General features: G+C 73.2%; 23 protein-coding genes and 2 pseudogenes. 15 read left to right on the forward strand and 10 right to left on the reverse strand.

All coding sequences use genetic code 11. The annotated features are described in order from the left end of the window. Positions 1 to 360 (reverse strand): annotated as a pseudogene (locus VI078_07775) (proton-translocating transhydrogenase family protein). Positions 361 to 375: 15 nt separating this feature from the next. Here VI078_07775 and VI078_07780 point away from each other — a divergent pair. Together VI078_07780 and VI078_07785 are read left to right on the forward strand one after the other, a co-directional pair. Next, a pseudogene (locus VI078_07780) lies at positions 376 to 711 on the forward strand (proton-translocating transhydrogenase family protein). A 14-nt stretch (positions 712 to 725) separates the two neighbouring features. Further along, a complete protein-coding gene (locus VI078_07785; GenBank protein ID HEY5999187.1) occupies positions 726 to 2,159 on the forward strand; it encodes an NAD(P)(+) transhydrogenase (Re/Si-specific) subunit beta in 1,434 nt (477 codons plus the stop codon). A 26-nt stretch (positions 2,160 to 2,185) separates the two neighbouring features. On the opposite strand, the gene VI078_07790 is transcribed toward VI078_07785, so the two are convergent. From VI078_07790 to cooS, 3 genes are read right to left on the reverse strand one after another with little or no spacing between them, the layout of a single operon-like run. Beyond that, a complete protein-coding gene (locus VI078_07790) occupies positions 2,186 to 3,391 on the reverse strand; it encodes an FAD-dependent oxidoreductase (GenBank protein ID HEY5999188.1) in 1,206 nt (401 codons plus the stop codon). Then, positions 3,388 to 3,885 carry a 4Fe-4S dicluster domain-containing protein gene (locus tag VI078_07795; protein ID HEY5999189.1) on the reverse strand — a complete coding sequence of 166 codons (498 nt, stop codon included), beginning with the start codon at positions 3,883 to 3,885 and terminating at the stop codon, positions 3,388 to 3,390. The genes VI078_07790 and VI078_07795 overlap by 4 nt, the downstream gene beginning before the upstream one ends. Before the next feature lie 17 nt (positions 3,886 to 3,902). Beyond that, on the reverse strand, positions 3,903 to 5,813 hold the full coding sequence (cooS, locus tag VI078_07800; GenBank protein HEY5999190.1) for an anaerobic carbon-monoxide dehydrogenase catalytic subunit: 1,911 nt from the start codon (positions 5,811 to 5,813) through the stop codon (positions 3,903 to 3,905). A 322-nt stretch (positions 5,814 to 6,135) separates the two neighbouring features. On the opposite strand from cooS, the gene VI078_07805 reads away from it, so the two are divergent. The 3 genes from VI078_07805 to VI078_07815 all read left to right on the forward strand — a co-directional run bounded on the left by VI078_07805 (position 6,136) and on the right by VI078_07815 (position 9,552). Next, positions 6,136 to 7,053: an ATP-binding cassette domain-containing protein gene (locus VI078_07805; GenBank protein ID HEY5999191.1), complete on the forward strand. Its 918-nt coding sequence runs from the start codon at positions 6,136 to 6,138 to the stop codon at positions 7,051 to 7,053. Positions 7,054 to 7,204: 151 nt separating this feature from the next. Next, positions 7,205 to 7,987 carry an ABC transporter permease gene (locus VI078_07810; GenBank protein ID HEY5999192.1) on the forward strand — a complete coding sequence of 261 codons (783 nt, stop codon included), beginning with the start codon at positions 7,205 to 7,207 and terminating at the stop codon, positions 7,985 to 7,987. Positions 7,988 to 7,992: 5 nt separating this feature from the next. Then, positions 7,993 to 9,552 (forward strand): YiiX/YebB-like N1pC/P60 family cysteine hydrolase, encoded by a 1,560-nt coding sequence (locus VI078_07815; protein ID HEY5999193.1) that lies wholly within the window; start codon positions 7,993 to 7,995, stop codon positions 9,550 to 9,552. Between the two features lie 10 nt (positions 9,553 to 9,562). Here the strand turns inward: VI078_07815 and VI078_07820 are convergent, their stop codons facing one another. From VI078_07820 to VI078_07830, 3 genes are read right to left on the reverse strand one after another with little or no spacing between them, the layout of a single operon-like run. Beyond that, positions 9,563 to 10,696, reverse strand: coding sequence for a glycosyltransferase (locus VI078_07820; GenBank protein HEY5999194.1), 1,134 nt, complete (start codon positions 10,694 to 10,696; stop codon positions 9,563 to 9,565). A 17-nt stretch (positions 10,697 to 10,713) separates the two neighbouring features. Further along, positions 10,714 to 11,268 carry a tyrosine-protein phosphatase gene (locus VI078_07825; GenBank protein HEY5999195.1) on the reverse strand — a complete coding sequence of 185 codons (555 nt, stop codon included), beginning with the start codon at positions 11,266 to 11,268 and terminating at the stop codon, positions 10,714 to 10,716. A 5-nt stretch (positions 11,269 to 11,273) separates the two neighbouring features. After that, on the reverse strand, positions 11,274 to 13,085 hold the full coding sequence (locus VI078_07830) for an ABC transporter ATP-binding protein (GenBank protein HEY5999196.1): 1,812 nt from the start codon (positions 13,083 to 13,085) through the stop codon (positions 11,274 to 11,276). An 80-nt stretch (positions 13,086 to 13,165) separates the two neighbouring features. Here VI078_07830 and VI078_07835 point away from each other — a divergent pair, with 80 nt between their 5' ends. From VI078_07835 to VI078_07845, 3 genes are all read left to right on the forward strand, one after another. Continuing rightward, positions 13,166 to 14,290: a hypothetical protein gene (locus VI078_07835; GenBank protein HEY5999197.1), complete on the forward strand. Its 1,125-nt coding sequence runs from the start codon at positions 13,166 to 13,168 to the stop codon at positions 14,288 to 14,290. 149 nt (positions 14,291 to 14,439) lie between these two features. Next, positions 14,440 to 14,922 (forward strand): tail fiber protein, encoded by a 483-nt coding sequence (locus VI078_07840; protein HEY5999198.1) that lies wholly within the window; start codon positions 14,440 to 14,442, stop codon positions 14,920 to 14,922. Positions 14,923 to 15,018: 96 nt separating this feature from the next. Beyond that, positions 15,019 to 15,366 carry a PAS domain-containing protein gene (locus VI078_07845; GenBank protein HEY5999199.1) on the forward strand — a complete coding sequence of 116 codons (348 nt, stop codon included), beginning with the start codon at positions 15,019 to 15,021 and terminating at the stop codon, positions 15,364 to 15,366. Here VI078_07845 and VI078_07850 read toward each other — a convergent pair. After that, complete coding sequence (locus VI078_07850; protein ID HEY5999200.1) at positions 15,363 to 15,758, reverse strand: zinc ribbon domain-containing protein; 396 nt, start codon at positions 15,756 to 15,758, stop codon at positions 15,363 to 15,365. The two genes, VI078_07845 and VI078_07850, sit on opposite strands and share 4 nt — an antisense overlap. A 95-nt stretch (positions 15,759 to 15,853) precedes the next feature. On the opposite strand from VI078_07850, the gene VI078_07855 reads away from it, so the two are divergent. From VI078_07855 to malQ, 5 genes are all read left to right on the forward strand, one after another. Next, the gene (locus VI078_07855) at positions 15,854 to 16,843 is read left to right on the forward strand and encodes a hypothetical protein (GenBank protein ID HEY5999201.1); all 990 of its coding nucleotides are present in this window, start codon (positions 15,854 to 15,856) and stop codon (positions 16,841 to 16,843) included. Positions 16,844 to 17,026: 183 nt separating this feature from the next. Then, entirely contained in the window at positions 17,027 to 17,875 is an 849-nt protein-coding gene (locus VI078_07860) for a fumarate hydratase (protein ID HEY5999202.1), read from the forward strand. Next, on the forward strand, positions 17,872 to 18,441 hold the full coding sequence (locus VI078_07865; GenBank protein HEY5999203.1) for a Fe-S-containing hydro-lyase: 570 nt from the start codon (positions 17,872 to 17,874) through the stop codon (positions 18,439 to 18,441). The genes VI078_07860 and VI078_07865 overlap by 4 nt, the downstream gene beginning before the upstream one ends. Before the next feature lie 129 nt (positions 18,442 to 18,570). Then, positions 18,571 to 20,793 (forward strand): 1,4-alpha-glucan branching protein GlgB, encoded by a 2,223-nt coding sequence (gene glgB, locus VI078_07870; GenBank protein HEY5999204.1) that lies wholly within the window; start codon positions 18,571 to 18,573, stop codon positions 20,791 to 20,793. A 5-nt stretch (positions 20,794 to 20,798) separates the two neighbouring features. After that, a complete protein-coding gene (malQ, locus tag VI078_07875) occupies positions 20,799 to 23,036 on the forward strand; it encodes a 4-alpha-glucanotransferase (GenBank protein HEY5999205.1) in 2,238 nt (745 codons plus the stop codon). A 10-nt stretch (positions 23,037 to 23,046) separates the two neighbouring features. On the opposite strand, the gene VI078_07880 is transcribed toward malQ, so the two are convergent. Together VI078_07880 and VI078_07885 are read right to left on the reverse strand one after the other, a co-directional pair. Beyond that, positions 23,047 to 23,460, reverse strand: coding sequence for a hypothetical protein (locus tag VI078_07880; GenBank protein HEY5999206.1), 414 nt, complete (start codon positions 23,458 to 23,460; stop codon positions 23,047 to 23,049). 217 nt (positions 23,461 to 23,677) lie between these two features. Then, positions 23,678 to 24,226 carry a DUF2062 domain-containing protein gene (locus VI078_07885; protein HEY5999207.1) on the reverse strand — a complete coding sequence of 183 codons (549 nt, stop codon included), beginning with the start codon at positions 24,224 to 24,226 and terminating at the stop codon, positions 23,678 to 23,680. A gap of 74 nt (positions 24,227 to 24,300) precedes the next feature. Between VI078_07885 and VI078_07890 the strand changes: the two genes are divergently transcribed. Both VI078_07890 and VI078_07895 read left to right on the forward strand, forming a co-directional pair. Then, positions 24,301 to 25,203, forward strand: a complete 903-nt coding sequence (locus VI078_07890; GenBank protein HEY5999208.1) for a MoxR family ATPase — start codon at positions 24,301 to 24,303, stop codon at positions 25,201 to 25,203. A gap of 11 nt (positions 25,204 to 25,214) precedes the next feature. After that, positions 25,215 to 25,641, forward strand: a 427-nt coding sequence (locus VI078_07895; protein ID HEY5999209.1) for a hypothetical protein, incomplete at its 3' end; no start/stop codon positions are given.

Raw genomic sequence — 25,641 nt, forward strand, 5'->3', positions numbered from 1 at the left:
GAACACGGCCATGCCGAGGATCAGCTGCGCCGGCCGGTCGGCCGCGGGCCCCGTGAGCGGCGGCGCCACCTGGATCAGCGCGCCGATCGCGATGATCGACGAGATCGCGTTGGTCACGCTCATGAGCGGCGTGTGCAGCGACGGCGTGACGTTCCACACCACCATGTAGCCGACGAAGCACGCCAGCACGAACACGGTGAAGTGCGACAGGAACGTGGCCGGCGCGTACAGGCCGACCAGCAGGAACATGAGCGCGCCGATGCCGAACATGACCGCGGTGCGCGTGGCGGAAGCCGGAGCGCTCGCCTCGCCATGTTTGGGCGCCTTGGCCGGCATTGCGGCCGGCTTGGCTGCGGGCGGCGCGGCCTCGCCCGCCTCGCCCTGGGCATGGGCGCGGCCGGCCTCGCGCTGCTGGGGCTCGGGCTCGTCGCCCCGCCGGCGTTCCTCGCCCACCTGACCGTGTTCGTGCTGGCGTGCTTTGTCGGCTACATGGTCGTCTGGAACGTCACGCCGGCGCTGCACACGCCGCTGATGAGCGTGACCAACGCCATCAGCGGCATCATCGTCGTGGGCGCGATCCTCCAGGTGACCTCGCCCAGCGCGCTCATCGCGGGGCTCGCGCTCGTCGCGGGGCTCATCGCCACCATCAACGTCGCGGGCGGGTTCCTCGTGACCCAGCGCATGCTCGCGATGTTCCGGAAGGAACGCTAGCGATGACGCCCGCAATGGCCCAGGGGGTGGTGACGGCCGGCTACATCGCGGCCGCGGTCCTGTTCATCCTCAGCCTCGGGGGGCTCTCGAGCCCCGAGACCTCGCGGCGCGGCAACGCCTACGGCATGGTCGGCATGACGATCGCCGTCGGCGTGACGATCCTCAACCTCGCGTACCGGGAGCTGCTCGTCGGCGGGGGCAGCGCCGCGCCGTTCGGCCTGCTCGCGGGGGCGGTGGCCATCGCCTCGGTCGTCGGCGCGGTGCTGGCGGCGCGCGTGCGGATGACGCAGATGCCGGAGCTGGTGGCGATCCTCCACAGCTTCGTCGGGCTCGCGGCGGTGCTCGTGGGCTACGCGAACTACCTCGACCCCGGCGCGCACCTGACCGGCGCCGAGCGGACGATCCACCTGGTCGAGACGTACCTCGGCGTCCTCATCGGCGCCGTGACCTTCTCGGGGTCGGTCATCGCCTTCGGCAAGCTCAGCGGCCGGATCGGCGGCAGGCCGCTGCTGCTGCCGGCGCGCCACTGGCTGAACCTCGGGCTGCTGGTCGCCGCGGCCGTCCTCGGCTGGCGCTTCACGGCGGCGCCGGACGTGGCGGCCGGCCTGACGCCGCTGGCGGCGATGACGGTGCTGGCCCTGCTCTTCGGGCTGCACATGGTCTTCGCCATCGGCGGGGCCGACATGCCGGTGGTCGTCTCGATGCTCAACAGCTACTCCGGCTGGGCCGCGGCGGCCACCGGCTTCATGCTCTCGAACGACCTGCTCATCGTGACCGGCGCGCTCGTCGGCTCCTCGGGCGCGATCCTCAGCGCCATCATGTGCCGCGCGATGAACCGCAAGTTCCTCGCCGTCATCGCCGGCGGCTTCGGGACCGAGGGCGGCGCCGCGGCGGCCGCCAAGGCCGTGACCGGCGGCGAGGTCTCGCCGATCACGGCGGCGGAGACGGCCGCGCTGCTGCGCGAGAGCAGGCGGGTGGTCATCGTCCCGGGCTACGGCATGGCCGTCGCCCAGGCCCAGCACGTGGTCAACGAGATCACGCGCCTGCTGCGCGACAGCAGCATCGACGTGCGGTTCGCGATCCACCCGGTCGCGGGGCGCATGCCCGGGCACATGAACGTGCTGCTCGCGGAGGCGAAGGTCCCCTACGACATCGTCTTCGAGATGGACGAGATCAACGGGGAGTTCCCCGAGACCGACGTGGCGATGGTGATCGGCGCAAACGACATCGTCAACCCGTCGGCGCAGGAAGACCCGTCCAGCCCGATCGCGGGGATGCCGGTGCTCGAGGTCTGGAAGGCGAGGACGTCGATCGTCATGAAGCGCTCCATGGCCTCGGGCTACGCGGGCGTCGACAATCCGCTCTTCTACAAGGCGAACAACCGGATGCTGTTCGGCGACGCCAAGAAGATGCTCGAGGAAGTTCTCGCGGGGCTCAAGACCGGGTAGCCCGCTCCCGCTCCCCGCGCTCCGCGTCAGCGACCGAGCGCAACGTCGGCATAGGTCAGGGTGCCCGCCAGCGCCTTGTCCTTGAGCCTGCCGAGCGGCGTCCTGGCCGCGATCAGCGCGCTGTAGACGCCCGCGTTCCGCACCTCGCCGAGGAAGATCGCGCCGGAGAGCACGTCGCCGTCGAGGACCAGCTTGCGGTAGACCGGGCCGCGGCGCACGCGGTGCGCCCGCTCCCCTTCCGCGAGGACCTCGCCCACGGACACCATCGGCACCCCCTCGATCTCCGCGGCGTTGAAGACCTCCGGTCCGCCGGCCCACGCCGCCGTCCCGCCGGCCATGTTCGTCCCGGCGACGCGACCCATCTGGACGGCGTTCGTCCAGAGGGCGCTGACGACGCTGCGCCCGCTGACCGGATCGCGGATCTGCGCGACGTCGCCCGCGGCGTAGACCCCGGGAAGCGAGGTCTGTCCGCGCTCGTCGACGACGACGGCCTTCTCCACCGCCACGCCGCTGCCCGCAAGCCAGGCGACGCTCGGCCTCACGCCAACGGCGATGCACACGAAATCGCTCGCGAGCGCCCGCCCCGACGCCAGCCGGACGCCCCGCCCCCGGGGCAGGATCTCGGCGATGGTGTCCCGCAGGGCAAGCGCGATGCCCCGCGCCTCCAGGGCCGCCGCGACCAACGCCGCGCCCGCGGCGTCGAGACGCGGCAGCAGGATCTGCCCCTCCCGTTCGACGACCGTCACCGCCACGCCGCGCTGCGCCAGCGCCTCCGCCGTCTTGATCCCGACGAACCCGCCGCCGAGCACCACCGCCGCCGCCCCCGGCCGCGCGGCCTCGCGCAGCGCCAGGGCGTCAGCGAGCGTCCGCAGATAGTGGACGTTGGGCTCGCCCACCCCGGCGATCTCGGGCACGCACGGCGAACTCCCCGTCGCGATCAGCAGCCGCTCGTAGGGGATCCGCTCGCCGCCCTCGACGCCGAGCACCCGCGCCGCCGCGTCCAGAGACGTCGCCCGCCCCGTGACGACCCGCACGCCGGCGAGCGCGTCGGCTTCCGGGCGCAGATCTTCGGGCCGCCGTTCGCCCCGCACGACCAGCGGCGTCATCGGCCGGAAGTAGCAGCAGGGGTCCTCGGCGCTGACCAGCGTGATCCTGGCCGCCGCGTCCACGCGCCGGATCGCGCGGATGGCCGCCAGGGCGGCGATGCCCCCGCCGGCGATCGCGTGGCTCATGACGCGCTCCGCGCGCCGCTCTCGCGCAGCACGACGGTGCGGCGCACCTCCGCCGGCAGCTCGTCGACCTCCCGCAGCTGCAGCGCCCGCGTCGGACAGGCGGCGACGCAGGCCGGGACGTCGAGCTTGTGGCAGCGGTCGCACTTGACGGCGATGCGGGCAACCGCGTCGCGGGTGACCACGCCGAACGGACAGACCATGATGCAGCTCCAGCAGCCGATGCAGCGCTCCTTGTGGCGGCGCACGTAGCCCTTGGCGTCCACGTAGAGGCAGCCGGCGATGCAGCTCGCCACGCACGGCGCCTCCTCGCAGTGCCGGCAGAGCACCGGCATCCGGCGTCCTTCCGCCTCCTCGACGAAGAGCCGCCTGGCCGGCGCCGGCCGCTCGGCGATCGCCCCGAAGAGGGTCTTGCTTTTCGAGTGCTGGACGGCGCAGGCGATCTCGCAGCTCTTGCAGCCGGTGCACCGCTCCTGGATGAGGTAGATCCGGTTCATCGCGCGCCCTCCCGCCCCTAGGCCGAGAGGCCGAGGCCCACGCGGCGCTCGCTGATCGCCGCCAGCAGCGCGGCGGCCGCCTTGTGCGGGTCCGGCTCGACGATGAACCAGCCGCCGAGCAGGTCCTTGACGGCGCCCGTGAGGACGCCGGTGACCGTGGCGCTCCCGACCACCGGCGGCACGAGGCCGAGGTGGGTCGGCAGCCCGGCGGCCACGGCCCACGTGCCGATGGAGACGGCCTTCTCGGAGACGGGCTCGGGCGCCGAGGCGACCACCGGCAGCTTGTCGAGGTCCACGCCGAGCTTGTTGGCCACGGCGACCGCGACGTCGGCGGCGCGGGAGTTGTCGACGCACGATCCCATGTGCAGCACCAGCGGCAGCGGGCCGCCCAGGCCGGCGGCCGTGCCCACCGCCGTGAGCACCGCCTTGAGCCCCGGCCCCGCGTAGCGCTCGGTGGCCGCCGGCGACATGAAGCCCTCGCGCGCGAACGCGCCGGAGGCGCAGCCGGTGGCCAGGATCAGCACGTTCTTCGCCGCCAGCTCCTTGACCATCTCGAGGTAGTTCTCGTCCTGGGTGATCTTCGCGGTGTTGCAGCCGGCGAAGAGGCAGACCCCGTAGATGGTGCCGGCGACGATGTTGTCGATCAGCGGCTTGAGCGGGTCCCGGGCGTCGACCTTGGCCAGCGCGCCGAGGATCGCCTCCGCCGAGAAGCCGGCGATCGCAGGGTGCTCGACGGCGGGGATCGCGATCTTCCTCGGGTCGCGTCTGCCAAAGGCGGCGATCGCCTCCTCGATGACGCGGCGCGCCGAGGCGCGGGCACTCTTCTCCTCGAACGGGACGTGCAGGGCCCCGGGCATCTTGGCGATCGGCATGGTCGTCATCACCCGCGTGTGGTAGCACTCCGCGGCGGCGGCCAGCGCCGGCATCACGCACTGGTAGTCGACGACCATGCCGTCGAGCGCGCCGGTCACGATCGCGGTCTCCTGCGAGACCGAGCTGGTGGCCATCGGGATGCCGTGGCGCACCATGATCTCGTTACCCGTGCAGCAGATGCCGACGATGTTGATCCCTGCCGAGGCCCCGGCGGCCCGGGCCTTGGCGACGAGGTCCGCGTCCCCGGCCGCCAGCACCACCATGTCGCTCAGAAGCGGGCTGTGGCCGTGCAGCGCGACGTTCACCGCGTCGCGGTTGAGCACGCCGAGGCTGGCGCGGGTGGCCACGGGCTGCGGCGTGCCGAAGAGGATGTCGGCCAGGTCCGCGGCCTGGTGGCAGGCCGCGAAGTCGGCCAGCGCGCAGCGCACGCCGCCGAGCAGCAGATTCACCGGGTCGGCATCCACGCCGTAGGTGGTCCGATGCATCATCTCGGAGACGGCGCTGTCGATCCCGGTCGGCACGACGCCGAGCTTCGCGAACGCCGCGACGCGGCCGGCCGTGACCGTCGTCGCGGCCCAGGCGAGCGGCGTCTCCTTCTCGGAGAACTCGGCGAGCGCGACGTCGGCGACCTTGCCCGCGAGCTCCGCGACCGGCGCGTCCCCCGCGCCGGCGATCCCCAGCCGCGCCGCCACCTGCCGCAGCTTGGCCTCGTCGCGGACCGCGTAGTCCGGCGCCTCGCCGCGGGCGACCAGCCTCAGCGTGTGCGCAAGGTGCTTGGCGTGGCCGCCGTGCGAGGCCGTCCCCGCGGCGATCGCGCGGCAGAGTCCGCGCGCGACCATCGTGTCGGCGGTCGCCCCGCAGACGCCCTCGCGCGGGCCGTTGCCGAAGGGATCGATGCGGCAGGGGCCCTGCAGGCAGTGGCGGCAGCAGAGGCCGGTCTCGCCGAAGCCGCACTGCGGCAACTGCTTCTGGTAGCGGTCCCAGGTCAACGAGAGCCCTTCCTCAGCCGCCTTGGCGATCATCTGCTGGGTGGCACGGTCCCGAGATTTCTCCATGGGTTCCTCCTCAACCGCTGAAGACCGCGTCGGCCGAAAGCCGGCCGCGCCGGAAATGGGCCGGCGTCAGGTGGGGCGACGGCGCCGGCTCGGGATACTGCCCGCCAATCTCGACACGCATCGGTTGTCTCGCAACCCTCGCGCTTGACAGTGCCGTGCGCGAATTGTCGAAAACCCGAGGGCGTTTGTCAACGACAGGCCCACCGCGACGGACGAATGCAGGCCGGGCCCCGTGTGCGGCCGCGGCCCGCCTCCGGGACGTCGGGGCCTTGCGAGCGACGAGGCTCTCCCCGGCGCCGGCCGGATGCGTTACCTTGTGTCCATGAGCGAGACGGGGGTGATCGAGGCGGCGGGGCTGACCAAGCGCTACGGTGACCTCGCGGCCGTCGACGGGATCGACCTGCGCGTCGAGCGCGGCGAGTGCTTCGGCATCCTCGGCCCCAACGGCGCCGGCAAGACGACGACGATCCGCATGGCCTACGGCTTCACCCCCCTCACCGCCGGCGAGCTGCGCGTCTTCGGTCTCGACGTCCGGCGCGACCTGCCGGCGATCAAGGCGCGGCTCGGCGTCTGCCAGCAGGGCAACACCCTCGACCCGGACCTGACGATCGCGGAGAACCTGCTCGTCTACTCGCGCTACTACGGCATCCCGCGCGAGGCGGCCAGGCGGCGGGCCGACGAACTGCTGAAGTTCATCGCGCTCGAGGCGCGGCGGGAAGCGCACGTGGCCGCGCTCTCGGGCGGGCTGGTGCGGCGGCTGATGCTGGCGCGGGCGCTGATCAACGATCCCGAGCTGCTGATCCTCGACGAGCCGACGACCGGCCTCGACCCGCAGAGTCGCCACGCGCTCTGGGACCGGCTCTCCGAGCTGCGGCGGCGCGGGCTGACGATCCTCCTGACCACCCACTACCTCGAGGAAGCGGCGCGGCTGTGCACGCGCCTCGTCATCATGGACCGCGGGCGCATCCTCGTCGAGGGGGCGCCGCGCGAGCTGGTGCGCGAGCACGCCGGCGCGAGCGTCGTCGAGGTCACGGACCCCTCGCCGGGGCTGCGCGAGTTCGCGGCCGAGCGCGGCCTGCGCGTCGACGACCTCGGCCACCGGCTCATCGTCTACGCCGCCGATGGCGAGGAGCTCTATCGCGAGATCACCAAGCGTTTCTGCGACGGCGAGTGCCTGCTGCGCCCCGCGACCCTCGAGGACGTCTTCCTGAGATTGACGGGGAGGGACCTGCGGGAATGAGCAACGTCCGCCTGTCGAGAGCCCCGGCTGCCTGGGCACTGGCTGGGCGGAGGGGTGGCGCGGAGCGGGGGACCCCCGGCGGCGCGCAGCTCCGAGCGAGCACCGACGGGGGTGCGCAGCGACAGGACCCCGCAGCCCGCACGGAAACAGCATGCTGATCCCGCGCGTCACCTCCCGGTGCTGGCGCGTCTGGCAGCGCGACGCCACCGTCTGGCGCAAGACGTGGCTGATCGGCTTCCTCCCGCCGCTGCTCGAGCCGCTGCTCTACGTCGCCGCCTTCGGCCTTGGCCTCGCCGGCCTCATCGGCGCGCTCACCTGGCAGGGTGCGCGCGTCGGCTACCTGGAGTTCCTCGCGCCCGGCATCGTCGCCGCGGGCGTGATGAACGCGGCGTTCTTCGAGACCACGTACGCCTCCTTCGTGCGCATGCACTACCAGCGGACCTTCGACGGCATCCTCGCCACGCCCCTGTCCATGGAGGAGATCGTGACCGGCGAGGTCCTCTGGGGCGCGACGCGGGCGCTGATCACGACGGCGGCGATGTGCGCCGCGCTCGCCCCCTTCGGCCTGCTGCGCTGGCCCGACGCGCTGCTGCTGCTGCCCGTCGCGGCGCTCGGGGGCCTCGCGTTCGCCGCCTTCGGCATGGTCTTCACCGGCACGCTGCCGAACATCGAGGCCTTCAACCTGCCCGTCTTCCTCGTGGTGACGCCGATGTTCCTCTTCTCCGGGACCTTCTTCCCGCTCGAGCAGCTCCCGCTCTGGGCGCAGCGGCTCGCCTGGTGCCTGCCGCTGACCCACCTCGTGCACCTCGCGCGCTCGGTCGCCCTCGGGAGCCCCTCGCTGCCGCTGGCGGCAAGCGGCGCGTACCTCGGCGTCTTCGCCGCCGTCGGCTACGTCGCCGGTGTCCGCGCGATGGTGCGCCGGCTGATCGTGTGAGCGCCATGAGCGGAAAGATCGCGGCAGCCCTGCTCTGCCTGCTCTGCTCCCTGCCGGCGCATGCGGGCGCCGAGCAACCCGCGACGGTCTCGGCGCTGCCGCCGTCAGAGCTGTCCGCGCGGATCGCCGACGACGCCCGTCAGGTGCACCGGTTGCGCGAGCGCCTGCGCGCCACCGTCGGCTTCGCGCGCTCGCGACCCGACCTCTTCCCGCCGGCCGCGTCCGCCCTGCGGATGCCCGGGCGGCAGGCCCGCGAGGAGATCGTCGGCGCCTGGAAGTCGATGCTCGACGCCACGCTGGCCCTCGACTCGCTTGGCAGGTTCTACGAATCGTTCCACCGACTCGAAGGGAGCGCCCGGGCGCAGGCGTTCGCCGTCGAGCGGGCGGCCTTCCTCGCCCGCTACCGCTTCGCGCTGGAGTTCATCGGCCTGGCCGAGACGAATCCGGCCCTCGCCCCCATCCTCAACGACCCGGTGCCGGACCTGGGCCTCGCGGAGGACAGCTACGCCCGCTACAAGTTCATGTTCCTGAACGTCGCGGCCGCGGCCCGCTGCGGCGTGCTCGCCTCCGTGGCGAAGGCGCTGCCCGCCGACCCGTCCCCTGCCCCGCTCGACGACGGGATCGCGGAGGACGAGGCGCGGATCCTCGCGATCGGCGCGTGGGACGGCCAGCTCCTCACCGCTAAGAACGTCCTCGCCGTGGTCGCCGACGGCGGGTACGCCGCCTGGTTCCCGGTGCAGGCCGGCGTTTCCGAGTGGATGGGCGACACCAAGGTCAAGCGGCGGCACACCGACCTCGTGACGCACGAGCAGATCCGGAGCCTCCAACCGGCGCTGCGGCCCGGGGACATCCTGCTCGAGCGGCGCGAGTGGTACCTCTCGAACGTCGGCCTGCCCGGCTTCTGGCCGCACGCCGCGCTGTACGTGGGGACGCCCGCGGAGCGCCGCTCCTTCTTCGGCGGCCCGCAGGTGCAGGCCTGGGTCCGTGCCCGCGGCGGCGCCGACGGCGACCTCGAGAAGCTGCTCGAGCGGCGGCACCCCGCGGCCTACGCACTCGCCGTCCGTGCCCAGGAGGCGGGCCACGCCCCCCGCGTGCTCGAGGCGATGAGCGAGGGGGTCGTCTTCACGACCATCGAGCACTCCGCGTCCTGCGACTCGCTGGCGGTGCTGCGCCCGCGCCTGCAGCCGGTCGAGATCGCAGAGGCGCTGCTGCGGGCGTTCGGCTACAGCGGGCGGCCGTACGACTTCGACTTCGACTTCCTCACGGACGACGCCCTGGTCTGCACGGAGCTGGTCTATAAGGCCTACGAACCGAGCCCCGGCTACCGCGGCCTGCGCTTTGCGCTGGGCACCGTGCTGGGCCGGCCGGTCGTGCCGGCGAACGGGATCGCCCGGCAGTTCGACCAGGAGTACGGCACCGACGCGCAGCAGACCGACCTGCTGCTCTTCCTCGACGGGCAGGAGCGCGAGGGCCGCGCCGTGGAGGCCCCGCTCGAGGAGTTCCGGCGCAGCGTGCTGCGGCCGAAGTGGCACGTCGTGACGCAGGCGGCCGGGCCGCCGCGTTGACGTCACCGCCCTAGCACCGACCGGTGTCCTCGAGGACGATCGAGACGATCCCGGCCGCCGCCCCGGGCCGGCCGACTTCCCGCGCCCTGGCGCTCATCCGCGAGAGGCGCGCCGCGTCCCGAAGGAGCGTCTCGATCTTGTAGCCGAGCGCCGGGAGGTTGTTGCAGCGGATGGCGACGCCCTCCTCCAGGAAATGATCGGCGTTGCGTTCCTCCTGCCCGGGAATCGGGTTGACGATCACCAGCGCCAGGCCGCGCGCCAGCGCCTCGGCGCTGCTCAGGCCGCCCGCCTTGCCGACGAACAGGTCCGCGGCCGCCATCCACTCGGCCATCGCGCGCGTGAACCCGACCACTGTCAGCGGCGCGCCCGGCGGCGGCGCCTCGCGCAGGCGCGCCTCCAGCCGCGCGTTCTTCCCGCAGATGACGACCACCTGCGCCGCCAGGCCCACCGCGCAGACCTCGCGCACGATCGACTCGATCGGGCCGACGCCGAAGCCGCCGGCGACGACGAGGATCGTCGCCGCATCCGGGTCCAGGCCGAGCGCGACGCGCGCCTCCCGCCTCCGGCGGGGCCTGCCGAACTCCGGGTGGACGGGGATGCCCGTCACGTGCACCGACTCGCGCGGCACGCCCAGCCGCTCGAGGTAGACCCGCGTCTCCTCCCGCGCGACGAAGTACCAGTCGACCCCGCGGTAGAGCCACAGCGCGTGGGCGTCCAGGTCGGTGACCACGACACCCACGGGCATGTCCAGGTCACCCTTGCGCCGCAGGTGCAGCAGGATCTCCGCCGGCAGGAAATGCGTGCAGACCGCCAGCGCGGGCCGCTCCCTGCGGAGCATGGCCTTGAGCGGCCCCGTGTTCAGCCGGTCGAGCGCGAGGCGTCGCTTCTGGTACTTCCACGGCTTGTCGAGGGAGTTGTACGCGAAGCCGAGCAGGTCCGGCTGCTTGTTCACCAGCTCGAGGTAGAGGTCGGCGTAGAGCCGTTTGAAGAGCGGGTTGGTCAGGCGCAGGACCTCCTCGTGCCGGGCCGGGGCGCCGGCCTCCCCGAAGGCGGCGACGAGGGCCTCGGCGGCGCTGACGTGGCCGGCGCCGGCCGCGGCGGAAAGGACCAGGATCGGACCGGAACCCGACGATTCGCGCGCCATGCCGCCTCCCGTCGCGCTCACGGCCCCACGGCGGCGCGGATCTTCCCCACGTCGACCTGCCCGAGGTACGCGAGGATGTTCCGCCACACCGGATGGAAGCCGTAGCCCCCGTTGACCAGTTCGTCGATGGCCTTCTCCCGCGGCCAGCCCTGGACCACCATCCGGTACATCGCGATCATCGTCCCCGTGCGGTCCGCCCCGTGCTGGCAATGCACGAGGTAGGGGCCGCGCGCGGGATCCCTGAGCAGGCGCAGCACGCGCACGACGTCCTCGTCCTCGAGGTGCCAGGTCTTGACGCTGAGTTCCTCGTTCAGCAGCGCCGTACCCTCGACCTCCTTGGCATCCGAGTGGAATGCGCGCAGGTTGATGACCGTGCGGACGCCCAGCGCCTCGACGCTCTTCATCCCCGCGGCCGTCGGCTGCGCGCTGCGGTAGAGGGTGTCGGTGACCTTGAACAGGTTGGGGACGCCCTCGCGGGCGATCGGCTGCGCCCACTCGGCCGGCCGCGGCGCCGCCGCGCCCATGAGCGCGGCCGCCGCGAGCACGACGAGGCAGGCGCGGAGGACTCTCACGGGGCTCATCCGCGGAACTGCAACCGGTGGAGCCGCTCGTACGCCCCGCCGCGGGCGATCAGTTCGTCGTGCGTGCCGCGCTCGACCACGCGCCCGTGCTCGATCACCGCGATCTCGTCGGCGTTGCGGATCGTCGAGAGCCGGTGCGCGATGACCAGCGTCGTGCGCCCGGCCATGAGCCGCTCGATCGCCGTCTGGACCAGGCGCTCCGACGCGCTGTCGAGCGCCGCGGTCGCCTCGTCGAGGATCAGGATCGGCGCGTTCTTCAGCAGCGCCCGCGCGATCGCGATCCGCGCGCGCTCGCCCCCGGACAGGCGCAGTCCCTGCTCGCCGATCGCCGTGTCGTACCCCTGCGGCATGCCGGCGATGAAGTCGTGGGCGCAGGCGCTGCGGGCGGCCGCCTCGACCTCGGCGTCGGTGGCCTCCAGCCGCCCGTAGCGGATGTTGGCCCGCACCGTGTCGTTGAAGAGGAAGGCGTGCTGGCCGACCAGAGCGATCGCCGCGCGCAGCGAACCGACGTGGTAGTCGCGCAGGTCCACGCCCCCGACGAGCACCGCGCCCGCCGTCGGGTCATAGAAGCGCGGCAGCAGGTGCGCGAGCGTCGTCTTGCCGCCGCCGCTCATCCCGACCAGCGCCAGGGTGCGCCCCGGCTCGATCGTGAGCGAGACGTCGTCGAGCGCGGGCGGCGCGCCCTCGCCGTCCTCGAGGTCCGCCTCGCGGGCGCCGGCCTCCCCGGGGTAGTGGAACGTCACGTTGCGGTACTCGACCCGCGTGCGCGCGGCCGGGTCGCGGTCTCCGAAATGCACCGCCCCGGGGCGGTCGACGATCTCCGGGGGCGCGTCCAGCAGCTCGAAGAGCCGCTCGCCGGCCGCGACGCCCATCTGGATCGTGCTGTGGACGCGGCCGAGGTTCTTCAGCGGGTCGTACAGCAGGAACATCCCGGTGATGAAGGCCAGGAACTCCCCCTGCTGGCGCGCGCCGCTGATCACGGACAGCCCGCCGTAGACGACCACCAGCGCGATGGCGGCGCTGGCGGCGACCTCGGTGGTCGGGAAGGCGAGCGCCGCGTACTTCTCGGCCTTCTCCCACGTGCGCGTCATGCGCGCGTTCTCAGCCTCGAAGCGCCGGCGCTCGTACTCCTCGCGCCCGAAGGCCTGCACGACGCGGTGGCCGAGGATGCTCTCCTGCAGCAGGGACGTCAGGTCGCCGGTCTGGCTCTGGCCCTTGCGGCTGTAGCTGCGCACCTTGCGACCGAAGCGCCAGAGCGGGTAGAGCGAGAGCGGCAGGCCGACGAGGCTGAAGGTCGCCAGCAGCGGGTCGAGCCAGAAGGCGACGGCCACGAGCGAGATGACGCGGAAGACGCCGCGCACGACCGTCACCGAGGCCTCGACCAGGGCGTTGCGCACGAAGACCGTGTCGGAGGCGACCCCGGAGAGCACGTCCCCGCTGGCGCGCCGCGCGAACCAGGACTCCGAGAGCGTCAGCAGGTGGCGGTGCACGTCGTTGCGCAGGTCGCGCACGACGCGCAGGCCCACCGAAGCCGAGAGGTAGCGCTGGAGGAAGCCGAAGGGGGCGCGCAGCAGCGCCAGCCCGACGATGAGCCCCGTGAGCACCCAGAGCATCCGGCGGTTGTGGTCGCCGAAGATGTCGTCGAAGATGTGCTTGAGCAGCAGCGGGATGGCGCCGTCGAGCGCGCCGAAGAGCATCATCGAGAAGAAGGCCAGCGCCATGCGCCCGCGATACGGGCGCAGGTAGCCGAGCAGCCGGCGGTAGACGCGGCGGCGCTCGTCGGCGGCGGGGGGCGCGGCGTCAGGCATGCGCGGCAGTATACATTGTGGCGCCGCGCAATCGCGGGCGCCCGTGGTATGGTGCCGGAAAACATCTCGGGAGGTGCTCGATGAGAAAGGTCCTCACCGCCGCGGTGGCGGCGCTGGCAATCGGCTCGGCCTGGTCGCCCGCCTGGGCGGTCCCGGTCCTGAAGGTGATCGCGTACCGGCGCGTCACCACGCTCGCCTACCCGGCCGCCTACCGCTTCAGGTTCAGCCTCTGGGACGCCGAGAGCGCCGGAACCCGGGTCTTCGCGGAAACCAAACGGATTCCCCTCGTGAACGCCGCGGTCGCCACCCGACTCGGCGACACCCGGGCCAACGGTCTCGACGGGCTGGATTTCTCGCAGCAGTACTGGATCGAGACCGAGGTCTACGACGCGGGCCGGTTGCGCTTCGTCAGCCTCGGCCGCCGCACCCTGCTGCGCGCCGCTGCGTACTCCTTCTGGAATGAAGCCGGAGCCCCGGGACCCGTGGGGTCGACGGGGCCCACGGGGCCGGCGGGGCCGGCGGGAACAACAGGCGCGACGGGAGCCACGGGGCCGGACGGCCCCCAGGGCGTGCAGGGACCGCAGGGTCTCCAGGGACCGCCGGTGACGTTCCTGGGTGCCTGGAGCGCCGGGACCACGTACGCGATGGGAGACGCGGTCGGTTTCGCGGGTTCGAGCTTCATCAGCCTCCAGAATGCAAACGTCGGCAATCAGCCCGACCTGTCCCCCTCATTCTGGGCGCTGCTCGCCGGTCAGGGGTCGACCGGTGCCACGGGCGCCACGGGCCCCACCGGGCCGCAGGGAGCGCAGGGGACAACGGGGCCGACCGGGGCAACGGGGGTGACCGGGCCGCAGGGACCAGCCGGGGCGACCGGCGCGGCGGGGGTCACAGGGGCCCAGGGACCCACGGGACCTCAGGGCCCCCAGGGGCCGACGGGGGCGAAGGGCGATCCGGGCGCGCAGGGCTTCGACCTGAACAAGCGCTACGTGGTCAGCCTGGCGGCGCCGGCGCAGAACTATGCCGCGTGCAGCGACGCGACACACAGGATCCTCGCGGGCGGCGGCGACTGCGCCGCGAGCGGATTCTTCATCGGCGGCCACCCGGAGACGGTCGGCGGCGTGGACCGCTGGGTCGTGCTCTGCCAGGACGCGCTCGGGGTCGCCGCGGACCCGGTCGCGGTGTACGCCATCTGCGTCATGCCGTGAACGCGACAACGAGCATCAAGGAGACAGCCATGCGCAAGCAGACGATACGCTTCGCCGCCCTGCTCGCGGTCGCCGCCATTGTGGCGTCAGCAGCAGTCCTGGCCCCCGCACGGGCCTCGGCCCAGGAATGCACCCTCGGCCAGATCCAGATGTTCGCGGGCAATTTCGAACCGTGGCCGTGGTTCTTCTGCGACGGGCGATTGCTCCAGATCGTCCAGCACACCGCCCTCTTTTCGATCCTCGGCACCACCTACGGCGGCAACGGGACGACGACCTTCGCGCTTCCCGACCTGCGCGGGCGCTTCCCGGTGGGGATCGGCCAGGGACCGGGGCTGAGCCCCCACGACCTGGGGGAAGTGGCCGGAACGGAGTCGGTCGCGCTCACTTCCAACCAGATGCCGGCCCACACGCACCAGTTGCAGGCCCTGAACGCCGCCGGGACCACCAGTTCCCCCGCGGGCGCGGTGCAGGCGGCGGGCAGGAACCTCTATGCGGCGGGTTCGCCCAACGCCACGCTCTCCGGCGCGGCAGTCTCTGCAACCGGCGGGAGCCAGCCGCACCCGAACATGCCGCCGTACCTCGGGATCAACTACATCATCTGCGTGGAGGGGATCTTCCCGACCCGCTGGTGAGATGAGCGACGCCTGCTCCCCGGCGCGTCAGCCGGCCGGGGAGCGGGCGCAGGATGGGCGCGCCGCGGATTGTTTCGGGGACGGGGGGAGCGCGGAATGCGCGAGCACGAGTGGGTCGAGACGGTCGGGATGGCGGTCACGGTCTGCGACGCCGCCGGGATCATCGTCGCGATGAACGAGCGTTCGGCGCGCACCTTCGCCAAGTCCGGCGGGAAGGCGCTGATCGGCACGAGCGCGCTGGACTGCCACCCCGAGCCGGCGCGCTCGAAGCTGGTGGCGCTGCTGCGGGAGGGGCGGGCGAACACCTACACCATCGAGAAGAAGGGAAGACGCTGGCTCATCCACCAGGCGCCGTGGTTCCGGGACGGCGCGTTCGCGGGGTTCGTCGAGGTCTCGGTCCCCCTGCCGGAGGGGATGCCCCACTTCGTCCGCGACGCCGGCTAGGCCTCGCCGCCGGTCCCGGACGCCGCGCCGGACTCGCCATCCGCGCCGCCCTCGTCCTCCGGCGGCATCTCGCCGGCCTCCATGCGCGCGAGCATCTCGGCGTCCTCGCCCTCGAGCGGCTCGCCGCTCTCCTCGCCGAGGCGACGCATCATCCGCGCCATGCCGCGCGGGTCGTTCTCGTCGAGCCCGGCGAGCGCCGGATCGTCCCCAAGCGATTCCAGGCGGCGCTCCTCGGACTTGGGGCTGGCAAAGCGCGAGAACAGGCGCCCGAGCTTCGCGGCGCCGCACGCCGGGCACGCCAGCGCCGCCTCGTCCGCCGTCGACGGCAGCCGCATCCAGATCCGACTGCTCCTCTTGCCGCAGGCCGGGCAGCGGTACTCGTAGATGGGCATGGGATGATTGTACGCCGCGCTGCGCGCGAGGTGTCAATCCGCCGCGCTTTCTGTTTCAATGGCGCCTCCCGGAACGCGGGAAGGGTGGCGGGACCATGACGGATCGGCGGCGGACGCGGGCGCTCGGGCTCATCAGCGGCGGGCTCGACTCGATGCTCGCGGCGCGCCTGCTGATGGAGCAGGGCGTCGCGGTCACGGGGATCAGCTTCGTGACACCGTTCTTCGGCGCGGAGAAGGCCGAGGCGGCCGCGCGCATCGTCGGGTTCCCGCTCATCGTCCGCGACATCACGGCGCCGCACCTGGCGATGGCGCGCAACCCGCCCAGCGGCTACGGCGCGCACATGAACCCCTGCATCGACTGCCACGCGCTGATGCTGCGCATCGCCGGCGAGGTCATGGACGCCGAGGGCTTCGACCTGCTCTTCACCGGCGAGGTGCTCAACGAGCGTCCGATGTCGCAAAGTCTGCGCTCGCTCAATCGCGTCGCGAACCTCTCGGGGCGGCGCGGCTTCGTGCTGCGCCCGCTCTCGGCGCGGCGCCTCGAGCCCACGGTGCCCGAGACCGACGGCCGCATCGACCGCGCGCGCCTGCTCGACCTGGAGGGACGCTCGCGCAAGCGGCAGTTCGAGCTGGCCGCGCGCTGGGGGATCACCGGGTACCCGACGCCGGCCGGCGGCTGCCTGCTCACGGACCCGAACTTCTCGCGGCGGCTGCGCGATCTCTTCGAGCACGGGCCCGAGCCGGACGCGCACGCGCTCGCGCTGCTCAAGATCGGCCGCCAGTTCCGCATCCGCGAGGGCGTCAAGGCGACGGTCGGCAAGAACGACGTGGACAACAAGGCGCTGCTGGCGCTGCGCGCCCCCGGCGACACCGTCGTGCGCACCAACGGCGTGCCCGGCCCGGTGGCGATCGTCGGCGGCGCCGCGGACGAGGCCGACCTCGCGCTCGTCGCCTCGATCTGCGCCCGCTACAGCGACGCGCGCGCCGCGGGCGCGGTGCCCATGGTCGTCGAGGGGCCCGACGGGGCGCGCCAGGTGTCCGCGCAGGCGATTGGCGACGAGGAACTGGTCGCGCGGCGACTCTAGGAAGCCCGGCGTAGGTTCTCGCCGCCCGGACGCGCGCAGTGATCGCACGATGGCGGCCTCCGCGAGAGCGGCGCCATCGAGGGGCACGTGGTGTAATCCCTCACGGTCTGTGGTACGGTCTTCCGTGCGAGGCGACGTTTTCCTCACGCGAATCAACGGTTTAACCGGGAAGGACGGACGGACGTGAGAGAGATCAGCGCACGGGCGGTCAGCGAGAGCGTCGCGCGGCTCCTCGTCGAGGCCAACACGCTGCTCGGGGCGGACGTCGTCTCGGCGTTCGAGAAGGGCGCGGCCTGCGAGAGTTCCCCAGCCGGCCGCGACGTGTTCGGCCAGCTGCTCGAGAACGCCGAGCTGGCGCGCCGCTCCGGCGTGCCGCTCTGCCAGGACACCGGACTGACCGTGGTCTTCCTCGAGCGCGGCCAGGACCTGCACGTCACCGGCGGGGACCTGCGCGAGGCCGTCCACGCCGGCGTGCGCAAGGGCTGCAAGGACGGCTACCTGCGCGCCTCCGTGGTGTCGCCGCCCGTGATCCGCCGCGTGAACACCGGCGACAACACCCCCGCCATCATCCACGAGACGACCGTGCCGGGCGACCGCCTGCGCATCACCGTCGCCCCCAAGGGCGGCGGCAGCGAGAACATGAGCGGCCTGACGATGCTGCGTCCCGCCGACGGGCGCGAGGGGGTGCGGCGCTTCGTCGTGGAGACCGTCGCGAAGGCGGGCTCGAACCCCTGCCCGCCCGTCGTGGTCGGCGTGGGGATCGGCGGCACCTTCGAGCTGTGCGCGCTCATCGCCAAGAAGGCGCTGCTGCGGGAGCCGCTCGGCGCGCCGAACCCCGACCCGGACTTCGCGCAGCTCGAGCGCGACCTGCTGGCCGACATCAACCGCCTCGGCATCGGCCCCGGGGGCCTCGGCGGCAACGTCACCGCGCTCGCCGTGCACGTGGAGACCCACCCCTGCCACATCGCGAGCCTGCCGGTCGCCGTCAACATCAACTGCCACTCGCACCGCCACCGGGAGGAGCTGCTGTGAGCACCGACGCCCACGCCGCCATCCGCCTGACGACGCCGCTGACGCCCCAGGCAGTGGCCTCCCTGCGCGCCGGCGATCAGGTCCTGCTCTCGGGGACGGTCTACACCGCCCGGGACGCCGCCCACGCGCGCATGATCGCGCTGCTCGAGAAGGGCCAGCCGCTGCCCTTCCCCATCGAGGGCCAGGTGCTCTACTACGTCGGCCCGACGCCCCCGCGCCCCGGCCAGCCGATCGGCTCGGCCGGCCCCACGACGAGCGGCCGCATGGACTCCTACACGCCGGCGCTGCTGGCCGCCGGCCTGCGGGGGATGATCGGCAAGGGCAGCCGTTCCGCGGAGGTCCGCGAGGCGATCGTGCGCCACGGCGCCGTGTACTTCGCGGCCACCGGCGGCGCCGGCGCGCTGCTCGCCCAGCGCATCAAGGCCGCCGAGGTCGTCGCCTGGGAGGAACTCGGCACCGAGGCCGTCCGCCGCCTCGTTGTCGAGGACTTCCCGCTCGTGGTCATCGACGACGCGCACGGCCACGACCTCTACGAGGAGGGCGCGGCCCGCTACCGCGCCGGCTGACCCCAAATCCGCGCGTAACGCGCGGATCGATGGAGGCAGACATGTCACCTAGTCTGATTCGATTCACAGTGATTGAAATGCCTGCTGCTCTGCTGGATCCGCGCGTACGCGCGGATCTGGGCTGACGCCATGGGCGCGCGCGCCGCGGCCGACCCGCTCTGCCCCGCCGACCGCGATCTGCGTCGGCTGCTCGCGGGCCGCCATCACGACCCGCACCGCATCCTCGGCGTCCACCGCGCGCCGGGGACGCCGGGCGACTGGATCGTCCGCTGCTTCCACCCCGGCGCCGCGACCGCGGAGGTCCTCGTCGAGGGCCGCCCGCCGCTGGCCATGGCCCGCGTCCACGAGGCGGGCCTCTTCGCCGCGCGCCTCGCCGGCGGGGAGACGCCGCCCGTCTACCGCCTGCGCCTGGGCTTCCCCGACGGCGGCTCGCTCGAGCGCGACGACCCCTACCGCTTCCTGCCGACGGTCGGGGAGCTGGATCTGCACCTGATCGGCGAGGGCTCGCACCGGCGGCTCTGGGAGGTGCTCGGCGCGCACCCGCGCGTCCTCGACGGCGTCGCGGGCGTGGCCTTCGCGGTCTGGGCGCCGAACGCGCGCCGCGTCAGCGTCGTCGGCGAGTTCAACGCCTGGGACGGGCGCGTCCACGCGATGCGCGTGCTCGGCGGCTCCGGCGTCTGGGAGCTGTTCATCCCCGGCATCGGCGAGTGGGCGCTGTATCGCTACGAGATCGCGGCCGCCGACGGCGCGCTGCGCCTCAAGACCGATCCGCTCGCGTTCGCCGCGGAGCTGCGGCCCAAGACCGCCGGCCTCGTCTTCGAGCACGGCCGCTATCCCTGGGCCGACGCCGCCTGGATGGCGGAGCGCGCGCAGCGCCAGCCGCGCTCGGGACCGCTGGCGATCTACGAAGTCCACCTCGGCTCCTGGATGCGCAGCGGCGGGGAAGCGGGCGAGTGGCTGACGTATCGCGAGATCGCCCCGCGCCTCGCCGAGCACGTGCGCCGGCTCGGGTTCACGCACGTGGAGCTGCTCCCCGTCGCCGAGCACCCCTTCGACGCCTCGTGGGGCTACCAGGTGACGGGCTTTTACGCGCCGACGAGCCGCTTCGGGACGCCGGATGACTTCAAGTTCCTGGTCGACACCCTGCACCAGGCGGGGATCGGCGTGATCCTCGACTGGGTACCCGGACACTTCCCGCGCGACGACCACAGCCTGCGCCGCTTCGACGGCACCGCGCTCTACGAGCACGAGGACCCGCGGCTCGGCGAGCACCCCGACTGGGGGACGCTGATCTTCAACTTCGGCCGCAACGAGGTCGCCAACTTCCTGCTCGCCAACGCCCTCTTCTGGCTGGAGGTCTTCCACGTCGACGCGCTGCGCGTGGACGCCGTGGCCTCGATGCTGTACCTCGACTACAGCCGGCGCGAGGGCGAGTGGATCCCCAACCGCTACGGCGGCCGCGAGAACCTCGACGCGGTGGCCTTCCTGCGCCGCCTCAACGAGCTGGTGTACGCGCTGCACGACGGGTGCTTCACGGTCGCCGAGGAGTCCACGGCCTGGCCGGCGGTCTCGCTGCCGACGTGGCTCGGCGGGCTGGGCTTCGGCTTCAAGTGGAACATGGGCTGGATGCACGACACGCTGCACTACTTTCACCGCGACCCGGTGCACCGCGCCCACCACCACAACGAGCTGACCTTCTCGATGCTCTACGCCTACACCGAGAACTTCGTGCTGCCGCTCTCGCACGACGAGGTCGTGCACGGCAAGGGCTCGCTGCTCGGCAAGATGCCCGGCGACCGCTGGCGGCAGTTCGCGAACCTGCGCCTGCTCATGGCGTACCACTGGACGCACCCGGGCAAGAAGCTGCTCTTCATGGGCTCGGAGCTGGCGCCGGACCGCGAGTGGGACCACGACCGCGGCCTGGAGTGGCACCTGGCGCAGGACCCGCCGCGCGCCGGCGTCCTGCGGCTCATCGAGGACCTCGGCCGCCTCTACCGCGGCACCGCGGCGCTCTGGGAGCTGGACCACGACCCCGAGGGCTTCGCCTGGATCGACTGCCAGGACGCCGCGCAGAGCGTCGTCTCGTTCGTGCGCCGCGACCGCTCCGGCGGGCACGTCGTCGTCGCGCTGAACCTCACGCCGGTGCCGCGCCGCGCCTACCGCGTCGGGCTGCCGTGCGCCGGCCCCTACCGCGAGGCGCTCAACACGGACGCGGCGCTCTATGGCGGGGGCAACCTCGGCAACGGCGGCACCGTGGTGCCCGAGCCGGTGGCGATGCACGGGTTCGCGCAGTCCGCGGCGCTCACGCTGCCGCCGCTGGCAGCCGTCGTCCTCCAGCCGCTCGCGGGGTAGGAGAAATGGGGACCTCCCCCCTCGAGAGGCTCGCGGCCGCCGCGGGCATCGAGGCGTCGTGGCGCGACAACTGGGGCGGGATCCACCTTGCCGAGGAACGGACCGTTGCGGGCATCCTCGCCGCGATGGGGCTCTGCGCGGAGCCGCCGTCGGCCGCGCGCCGGACCCTGGCGCAGACGGCCGAGGCCGCGTGGTGCGAGCCCCTCCCGCCGGTGCTGGTCGTCAGCGCCGCGTCGCCCCCCGAGCGCTTCCCGGCGGCGCTGCCGCGCGGGACGGGTGCCCCGGGCGAGGGCGGCCGGAGCGTGCCGGCCTTCACCGTCGAGCTGATCGAGGAAGGCGGCGCGCGCCGCGGCGCCACCTTCGGCGGGGGCGAGATATCGCGCGCCGGGACGCGCCGGTACCGCAGCGGCGTCTGGGACCGCTTCGACGTCCCCCTTCCCGGGCCCTTCCCGCTGGGCTACCACACGCTGCGCGTCACGGCCCGGCGCGACGGGCGCGAGGTGCTCGGCGGCGAGATCCCCCTCATCGCCTGCCCGGACCGCTGCTGGACGCCTCCGGGACACGAGGACGGCGCGTGCGCCGGCGGGCTCGGCGTCGCACTCTACGGGCTGCGCTCGGCGCGCAACGCCGGCGTCGGCGACCTGGCGGACCTGCGGCAGCTCACGCGCTGGGCGGTGCGCGAGCTGGGCGTCTCGTTCATCGGCATCAACCCGCTGCACGCCACGCGCAACCGCTACCCGTACAACCACAGCCCGTACCTGCCCCTGTCCAGCCTCTTCCGCAACCACATCTACCTGGCGCTCGAGGACATCCCCGAGCTGGCGGCGAGCGCCCCGGCGCGCCGCCTCCTCGCCCACGGCGGCGGCCTGCTCGCGCGGCTGCGGGCGGCGGAGCACGTCCCGTACGACGCGGCGGACCGCTTCAAGCTGCGCGCGCTGCGCGCGCTCTTCGATCAGTTCCTCGCCGACGCCTGGCACCGCCCGGGCGCCAGCGAGCGGCGCCGGGCGTTCGAGGACTTCCTGGCCGCCGAGGGGCCGGCGCTGGAGCGCTTCGCGCTCTTCCGCGCGATCGAAGCGCACTTCGGCTCCGGCGGCGCAGCCCCCTGGTCCTGGCGGCTCTGGCCGGAGGAGTACCGCAGCCCGGACGCCGCCGGCGCGCGCGCGTTCCTGGCCGAGCGCCGGGAGGAGGTCCTCTTCTGGCAGTACCTGCAGTGGCAGCTCGACGAGCAGCTCGCTGGCCTCGACCGCGACGCGCGCGCCGCGGGGCTCGCGCTCGGGTACTACCACGACCTGGCGATGGCGGTCGACGAGCACGGCGCGGACGCCTGGGCGCAGCAGCAGCTGTTCGCGCGCGGGGCCCGCGTGGGGGCGCCGCCGGACGACTTCAACACGGCCGGGCAGGACTGGGGCTTCCCGCCGCCGGATCCCGGGCGCGACCGCGCGGCAGGATACCGCTCCTTCCGCGAGCAGGTGCGCCGCGCCTGCCGCCACGCCGGCCTGCTGCGGATCGATCACGTGATGCGCCTGGCGCGCCTCTACTGGATCCCGGCGGGCCTGCCGGCGTCGGCGGGGACGTACGTGCGCTACCGTGCGGACGAGCTCTTCGGGATCGTCGCCCTCGAGAGCGTGCGCAACCGCACCGTCGTCATCGGCGAGGATCTCGGGATCGTGCCCGACGGCTTCCGCGAGCGGATGGCCGCGGCCGGGCTGTGCTCCTGCCGGCTGCTCTGGTTCGAGCGCGCCGCCGACGGCGCCTACCGCCGGCCCCCGGAGTACCCGCGGGACGCGATGGTCTCGATCACGACGCACGACCTGGCGACGCTCGCGGGCTTCTGGTCGGGGCACGACCTGGAGACGCGGCGCGAGATCGGCCACTTCCCCACCGCCGACGCCTACGCGGCGGCGCTCGCGGCGCGGCGCGACGAGCGCCGCAGGCTCTCCGCGCTGCTCGCGGAACTCGGGCTGCTGGGGGCGCCCCGCGGCGGGGAGCCCGCGCCGCTCGATGGCGAGATGCACAACGCGGTCGTGGCGCTGCTGTGCGCGACGCCCAGCCGCTACCTGGTCCTGGCACAGGAGGACCTCTTCAAGGTGCCGGATCAGCAGAACGTGCCGGGGACGGTTGCCGAGCGGCCGAACTGGGTCTGGCGGATGCCGTGGACGCTCGAGGAGCTGGAGACTGCGCAGCCGGTGCGGGACTTCGCGCGGATGTTCCGGGAGAACCTGCGGCGCTCGGGAAGGGCCTAGCGCCCCGGCTCTAGGGCTGGAGGTCCGAGGTCTCCTTCTTCTTGCGGGCGGCGCCCTTGGCGCCCACCGCCTCGCGCACGGCCGCCGCGGCGCGCCCCGCCTCCTCCTTGACCATGCGGGCCGCCCTCCCCGCCTCCTGGGCCGCCTTGGCGCGCTGGCGCTCGATGTCCTGGCGGATGACCTCCATGCGGGCCTGCAGCCGCCGGACCTCCTCGTACGCGCTCGCCACGTCCGGGTCGCCGTGCACGTCCGACCGTCCCTCGGTGTGCAGCCGCCAGGCGCGCTCGCCGACGCGGCGGAGCGCGAGGCCCAGCTTGCGATCGAGGTTCGCCACCTCGATCTTGTAGCGCGTGATCTTCGATCCCGACTCGGCGACGTCCCCGATGCTCCCGAGGAGTTCCTTGGTCCTTGCCAGCACATCCATGCGTTCCACCCTCCCTGGAGTGCGCCGCAGCACTATGGGTGCAGTGTAGACCTCCCGCCGCGCCTGTCAACTTCTCCGCCGCGGCCCCGCCCCGGGCGTCGACGACACCCCGTCACGCGATGGGGTGACGGGCGTCACGTCGAACCGGGGGGGCACGGCGCTATCGTGCGCTGGACCCGTCAATGGGGGCGGGCACCGGGAAGGCGGTCGCGGCCGCTCATGGCTGCCCGGCCGTGGTCGCCTTCCCGCTTTCTCCTTCCGCGCCTGCGCCCGGCCCGCCGTCCGCGTCCCCCGCCCCTCGCCGCTGGACCAGCGCCGCGAGCATCCAGATCGCGCCGCCGACGGTGAGGGCCAGCACCGGGCCGAGCGTGAACGCGCCGATCAGCCACTCCCAGAAGCGGTCCAGCGCCTCGCGCCCGAGCGTGCGCATCGAAATCTCGGTGAGGAACTCGCCGTGCCGCAGGTAGTACCCGGTCTCGATGCAGAGCGCCGGGACGAACGGCGGCATGCCGAGCTGGTTCGCCCCGAGGGCCATCAGCCGGTTCAGCCGCAGGCGCCGGGCCAGCGCGTAGACCAGCAGCGTGTGCAGTCCGATCACGGGCAGGGCGCCGACGAACATGCCGAGCGCCGCGGCGGCCGCGAGGCTGCGGGGGGTGGCGTGCTCCGCGAGCAGGCGCCGCACCAGGCGGACGGGGTGCAGCAGCAGCAGGCGGTAGGCGCGCGAGGTCATCGTCAGCTTGAGGCGCGTGCCGCGCGTGCCGTCCATTCCCCATGATCGACGCCCCCGCGCGGCGTTGTCAACAACGCGACGCACCCCCGGCGGTGTACAATCGCCCCGCCGTGCACGCCATCTTCGCCGACGTCGGCTCGCTCGAGCGGGCCCTGCGCGCCCAGGGCTACCTCGCGGACCGCCCGACCGCCGTGTCGCTCTTCCTCGCAGGAAGGCTGGGGAGGCCGCTGCTTCTGGAAGGCCCCGCCGGGACGGGCAAGACCGAGCTGGCCAAGGCGCTCGCGGCGGCGCTCGCGGCGCCGCTGATCCGCCTCCAGTGCTACGAGGGTCTGGACGAGGCCAAGGCCCTCTACGAGTGGGAGTACGGCAAGCAGCTGCTCTACACGCAGATCCTGCGCGATGCGATCGCGGGCGCGGTCGGCACGGCCGGGTCGCTCGCCGACGCGGCCGCGATCGTGCGCCGCGAGGGCAACGTCTTCTTCACCCGCGACTTCCTGCTGCCGCGGCCGCTGCTGGCGGCGATCCTCTCGCCCGAGCCGTGCGTCCTGCTGATCGACGAGATCGACCGCGCCGACGAGGAGTTCGAGGCCTTCCTCCTCGAGGTGCTCTCCGACTTCCAGGTGAGCATTCCCGAGCTGGGGACCATCCGCGCGGCGACACGGCCGGCGGTGGTGCTCACCTCCAACGCGACGCGCGAGCTCTCGGAGGCGCTGCGCCGCCGCTGCCTCTTCCAGCCGCTGGCCTACCCGACGCCGGAGCGCGAGGCGCAGATCATCCGGACCCGCGAGCCGGAGCTGCCGGCACAGCTCGTCGCGGAGGTCACTCGCTTCGTCGCCAAGGCGCGCGAGCTGCAGCTGCGCAAGCGCCCCTCGATCGCCGAGGCCCTCGACTGGGCCGCGGCGCTGGCGCTGCTGCACGCCGACCGCCTCGACCGCGACGTGGTGCGCGACACGATCGGGGCCCTGCTCAAGGACCCCGCCGACATCGACACCGTGCTGCGCGGCAGGCTCTAGCCGGGACCGGAGTGGAGCGGCGCATCCTCGCGCTCGGGCGGGCGCTGCGGGACGGCGGCGCGCCGGTCTCGACGCCGGAGGTCCTGGACGCGGGCCGGGCGGCGCTCGCCGTCGGCGTCCGGCGGCGCGACGACCTGCGCGCCGCGCTGCGCGCCTCCCTCGTCAAGCGCCTCGACGACGTGCCGGCCTTCGACGAGCACTTCGAGCGGCTCTTTCCCGCGGGGATTCCCAGGCCGGCTCGGCGTCGCGGCGACCGCGGCGCGGGCGCGGCGGGCGCCGGGCCGGCGGATGAAGGCGCGGGGGGCGGAGCGGGAACAGCCGCCGGAGGCATGGCAGCGCAGACCGCTCGCTCGGACGCGCCGTCCCGCGAGACCGGTGACGAACGGCGCGGGGACACCGACGGCGGTTTGGGGGAGACCGGGACCGAGGCGGAGACGC

This window comes from bacterium, assembly GCA_036524115.1.
Taxonomy (GTDB): Bacteria; JAUVQV01; JAUVQV01; order JAUVQV01; family DATDCY01; genus DATDCY01.

Coding starts and splice junctions, on each gene's coding strand:
- VI078_07850 (HEY5999200.1), bottom strand. CDS start 15,758: ATGCCCATCTACGAGTACCGCTGCCCGGCCTGCGGCAAGAGGAGCAGT.
- VI078_07810 (HEY5999192.1), top strand. CDS start 7,205: ATGCTGATCCCGCGCGTCACCTCCCGGTGCTGGCGCGTCTGGCAGCGC.
- VI078_07835 (HEY5999197.1), top strand. CDS start 13,166: ATGAGAAAGGTCCTCACCGCCGCGGTGGCGGCGCTGGCAATCGGCTCG.
- VI078_07845 (HEY5999199.1), top strand. CDS start 15,019: ATGCGCGAGCACGAGTGGGTCGAGACGGTCGGGATGGCGGTCACGGTC.
- VI078_07830 (HEY5999196.1), bottom strand. CDS start 13,085: ATGCCTGACGCCGCGCCCCCCGCCGCCGACGAGCGCCGCCGCGTCTAC.
- cooS (HEY5999190.1), bottom strand. CDS start 5,813: ATGGAGAAATCTCGGGACCGTGCCACCCAGCAGATGATCGCCAAGGCG.
- VI078_07855 (HEY5999201.1), top strand. CDS start 15,854: ATGACGGATCGGCGGCGGACGCGGGCGCTCGGGCTCATCAGCGGCGGG.
- malQ (HEY5999205.1), top strand. CDS start 20,799: ATGGGGACCTCCCCCCTCGAGAGGCTCGCGGCCGCCGCGGGCATCGAG.
- glgB (HEY5999204.1), top strand. CDS start 18,571: ATGGGCGCGCGCGCCGCGGCCGACCCGCTCTGCCCCGCCGACCGCGAT.
- VI078_07795 (HEY5999189.1), bottom strand. CDS start 3,885: ATGAACCGGATCTACCTCATCCAGGAGCGGTGCACCGGCTGCAAGAGC.
- VI078_07880 (HEY5999206.1), bottom strand. CDS start 23,460: ATGGATGTGCTGGCAAGGACCAAGGAACTCCTCGGGAGCATCGGGGAC.
- VI078_07885 (HEY5999207.1), bottom strand. CDS start 24,226: ATGGACGGCACGCGCGGCACGCGCCTCAAGCTGACGATGACCTCGCGC.
- VI078_07805 (HEY5999191.1), top strand. CDS start 6,136: ATGAGCGAGACGGGGGTGATCGAGGCGGCGGGGCTGACCAAGCGCTAC.
- VI078_07820 (HEY5999194.1), bottom strand. CDS start 10,696: ATGGCGCGCGAATCGTCGGGTTCCGGTCCGATCCTGGTCCTTTCCGCC.
- VI078_07790 (HEY5999188.1), bottom strand. CDS start 3,391: ATGAGCCACGCGATCGCCGGCGGGGGCATCGCCGCCCTGGCGGCCATC.
- VI078_07785 (HEY5999187.1), top strand. CDS start 726: ATGGCCCAGGGGGTGGTGACGGCCGGCTACATCGCGGCCGCGGTCCTG.
- VI078_07815 (HEY5999193.1), top strand. CDS start 7,993: ATGAGCGGAAAGATCGCGGCAGCCCTGCTCTGCCTGCTCTGCTCCCTG.
- VI078_07840 (HEY5999198.1), top strand. CDS start 14,440: ATGTTCGCGGGCAATTTCGAACCGTGGCCGTGGTTCTTCTGCGACGGG.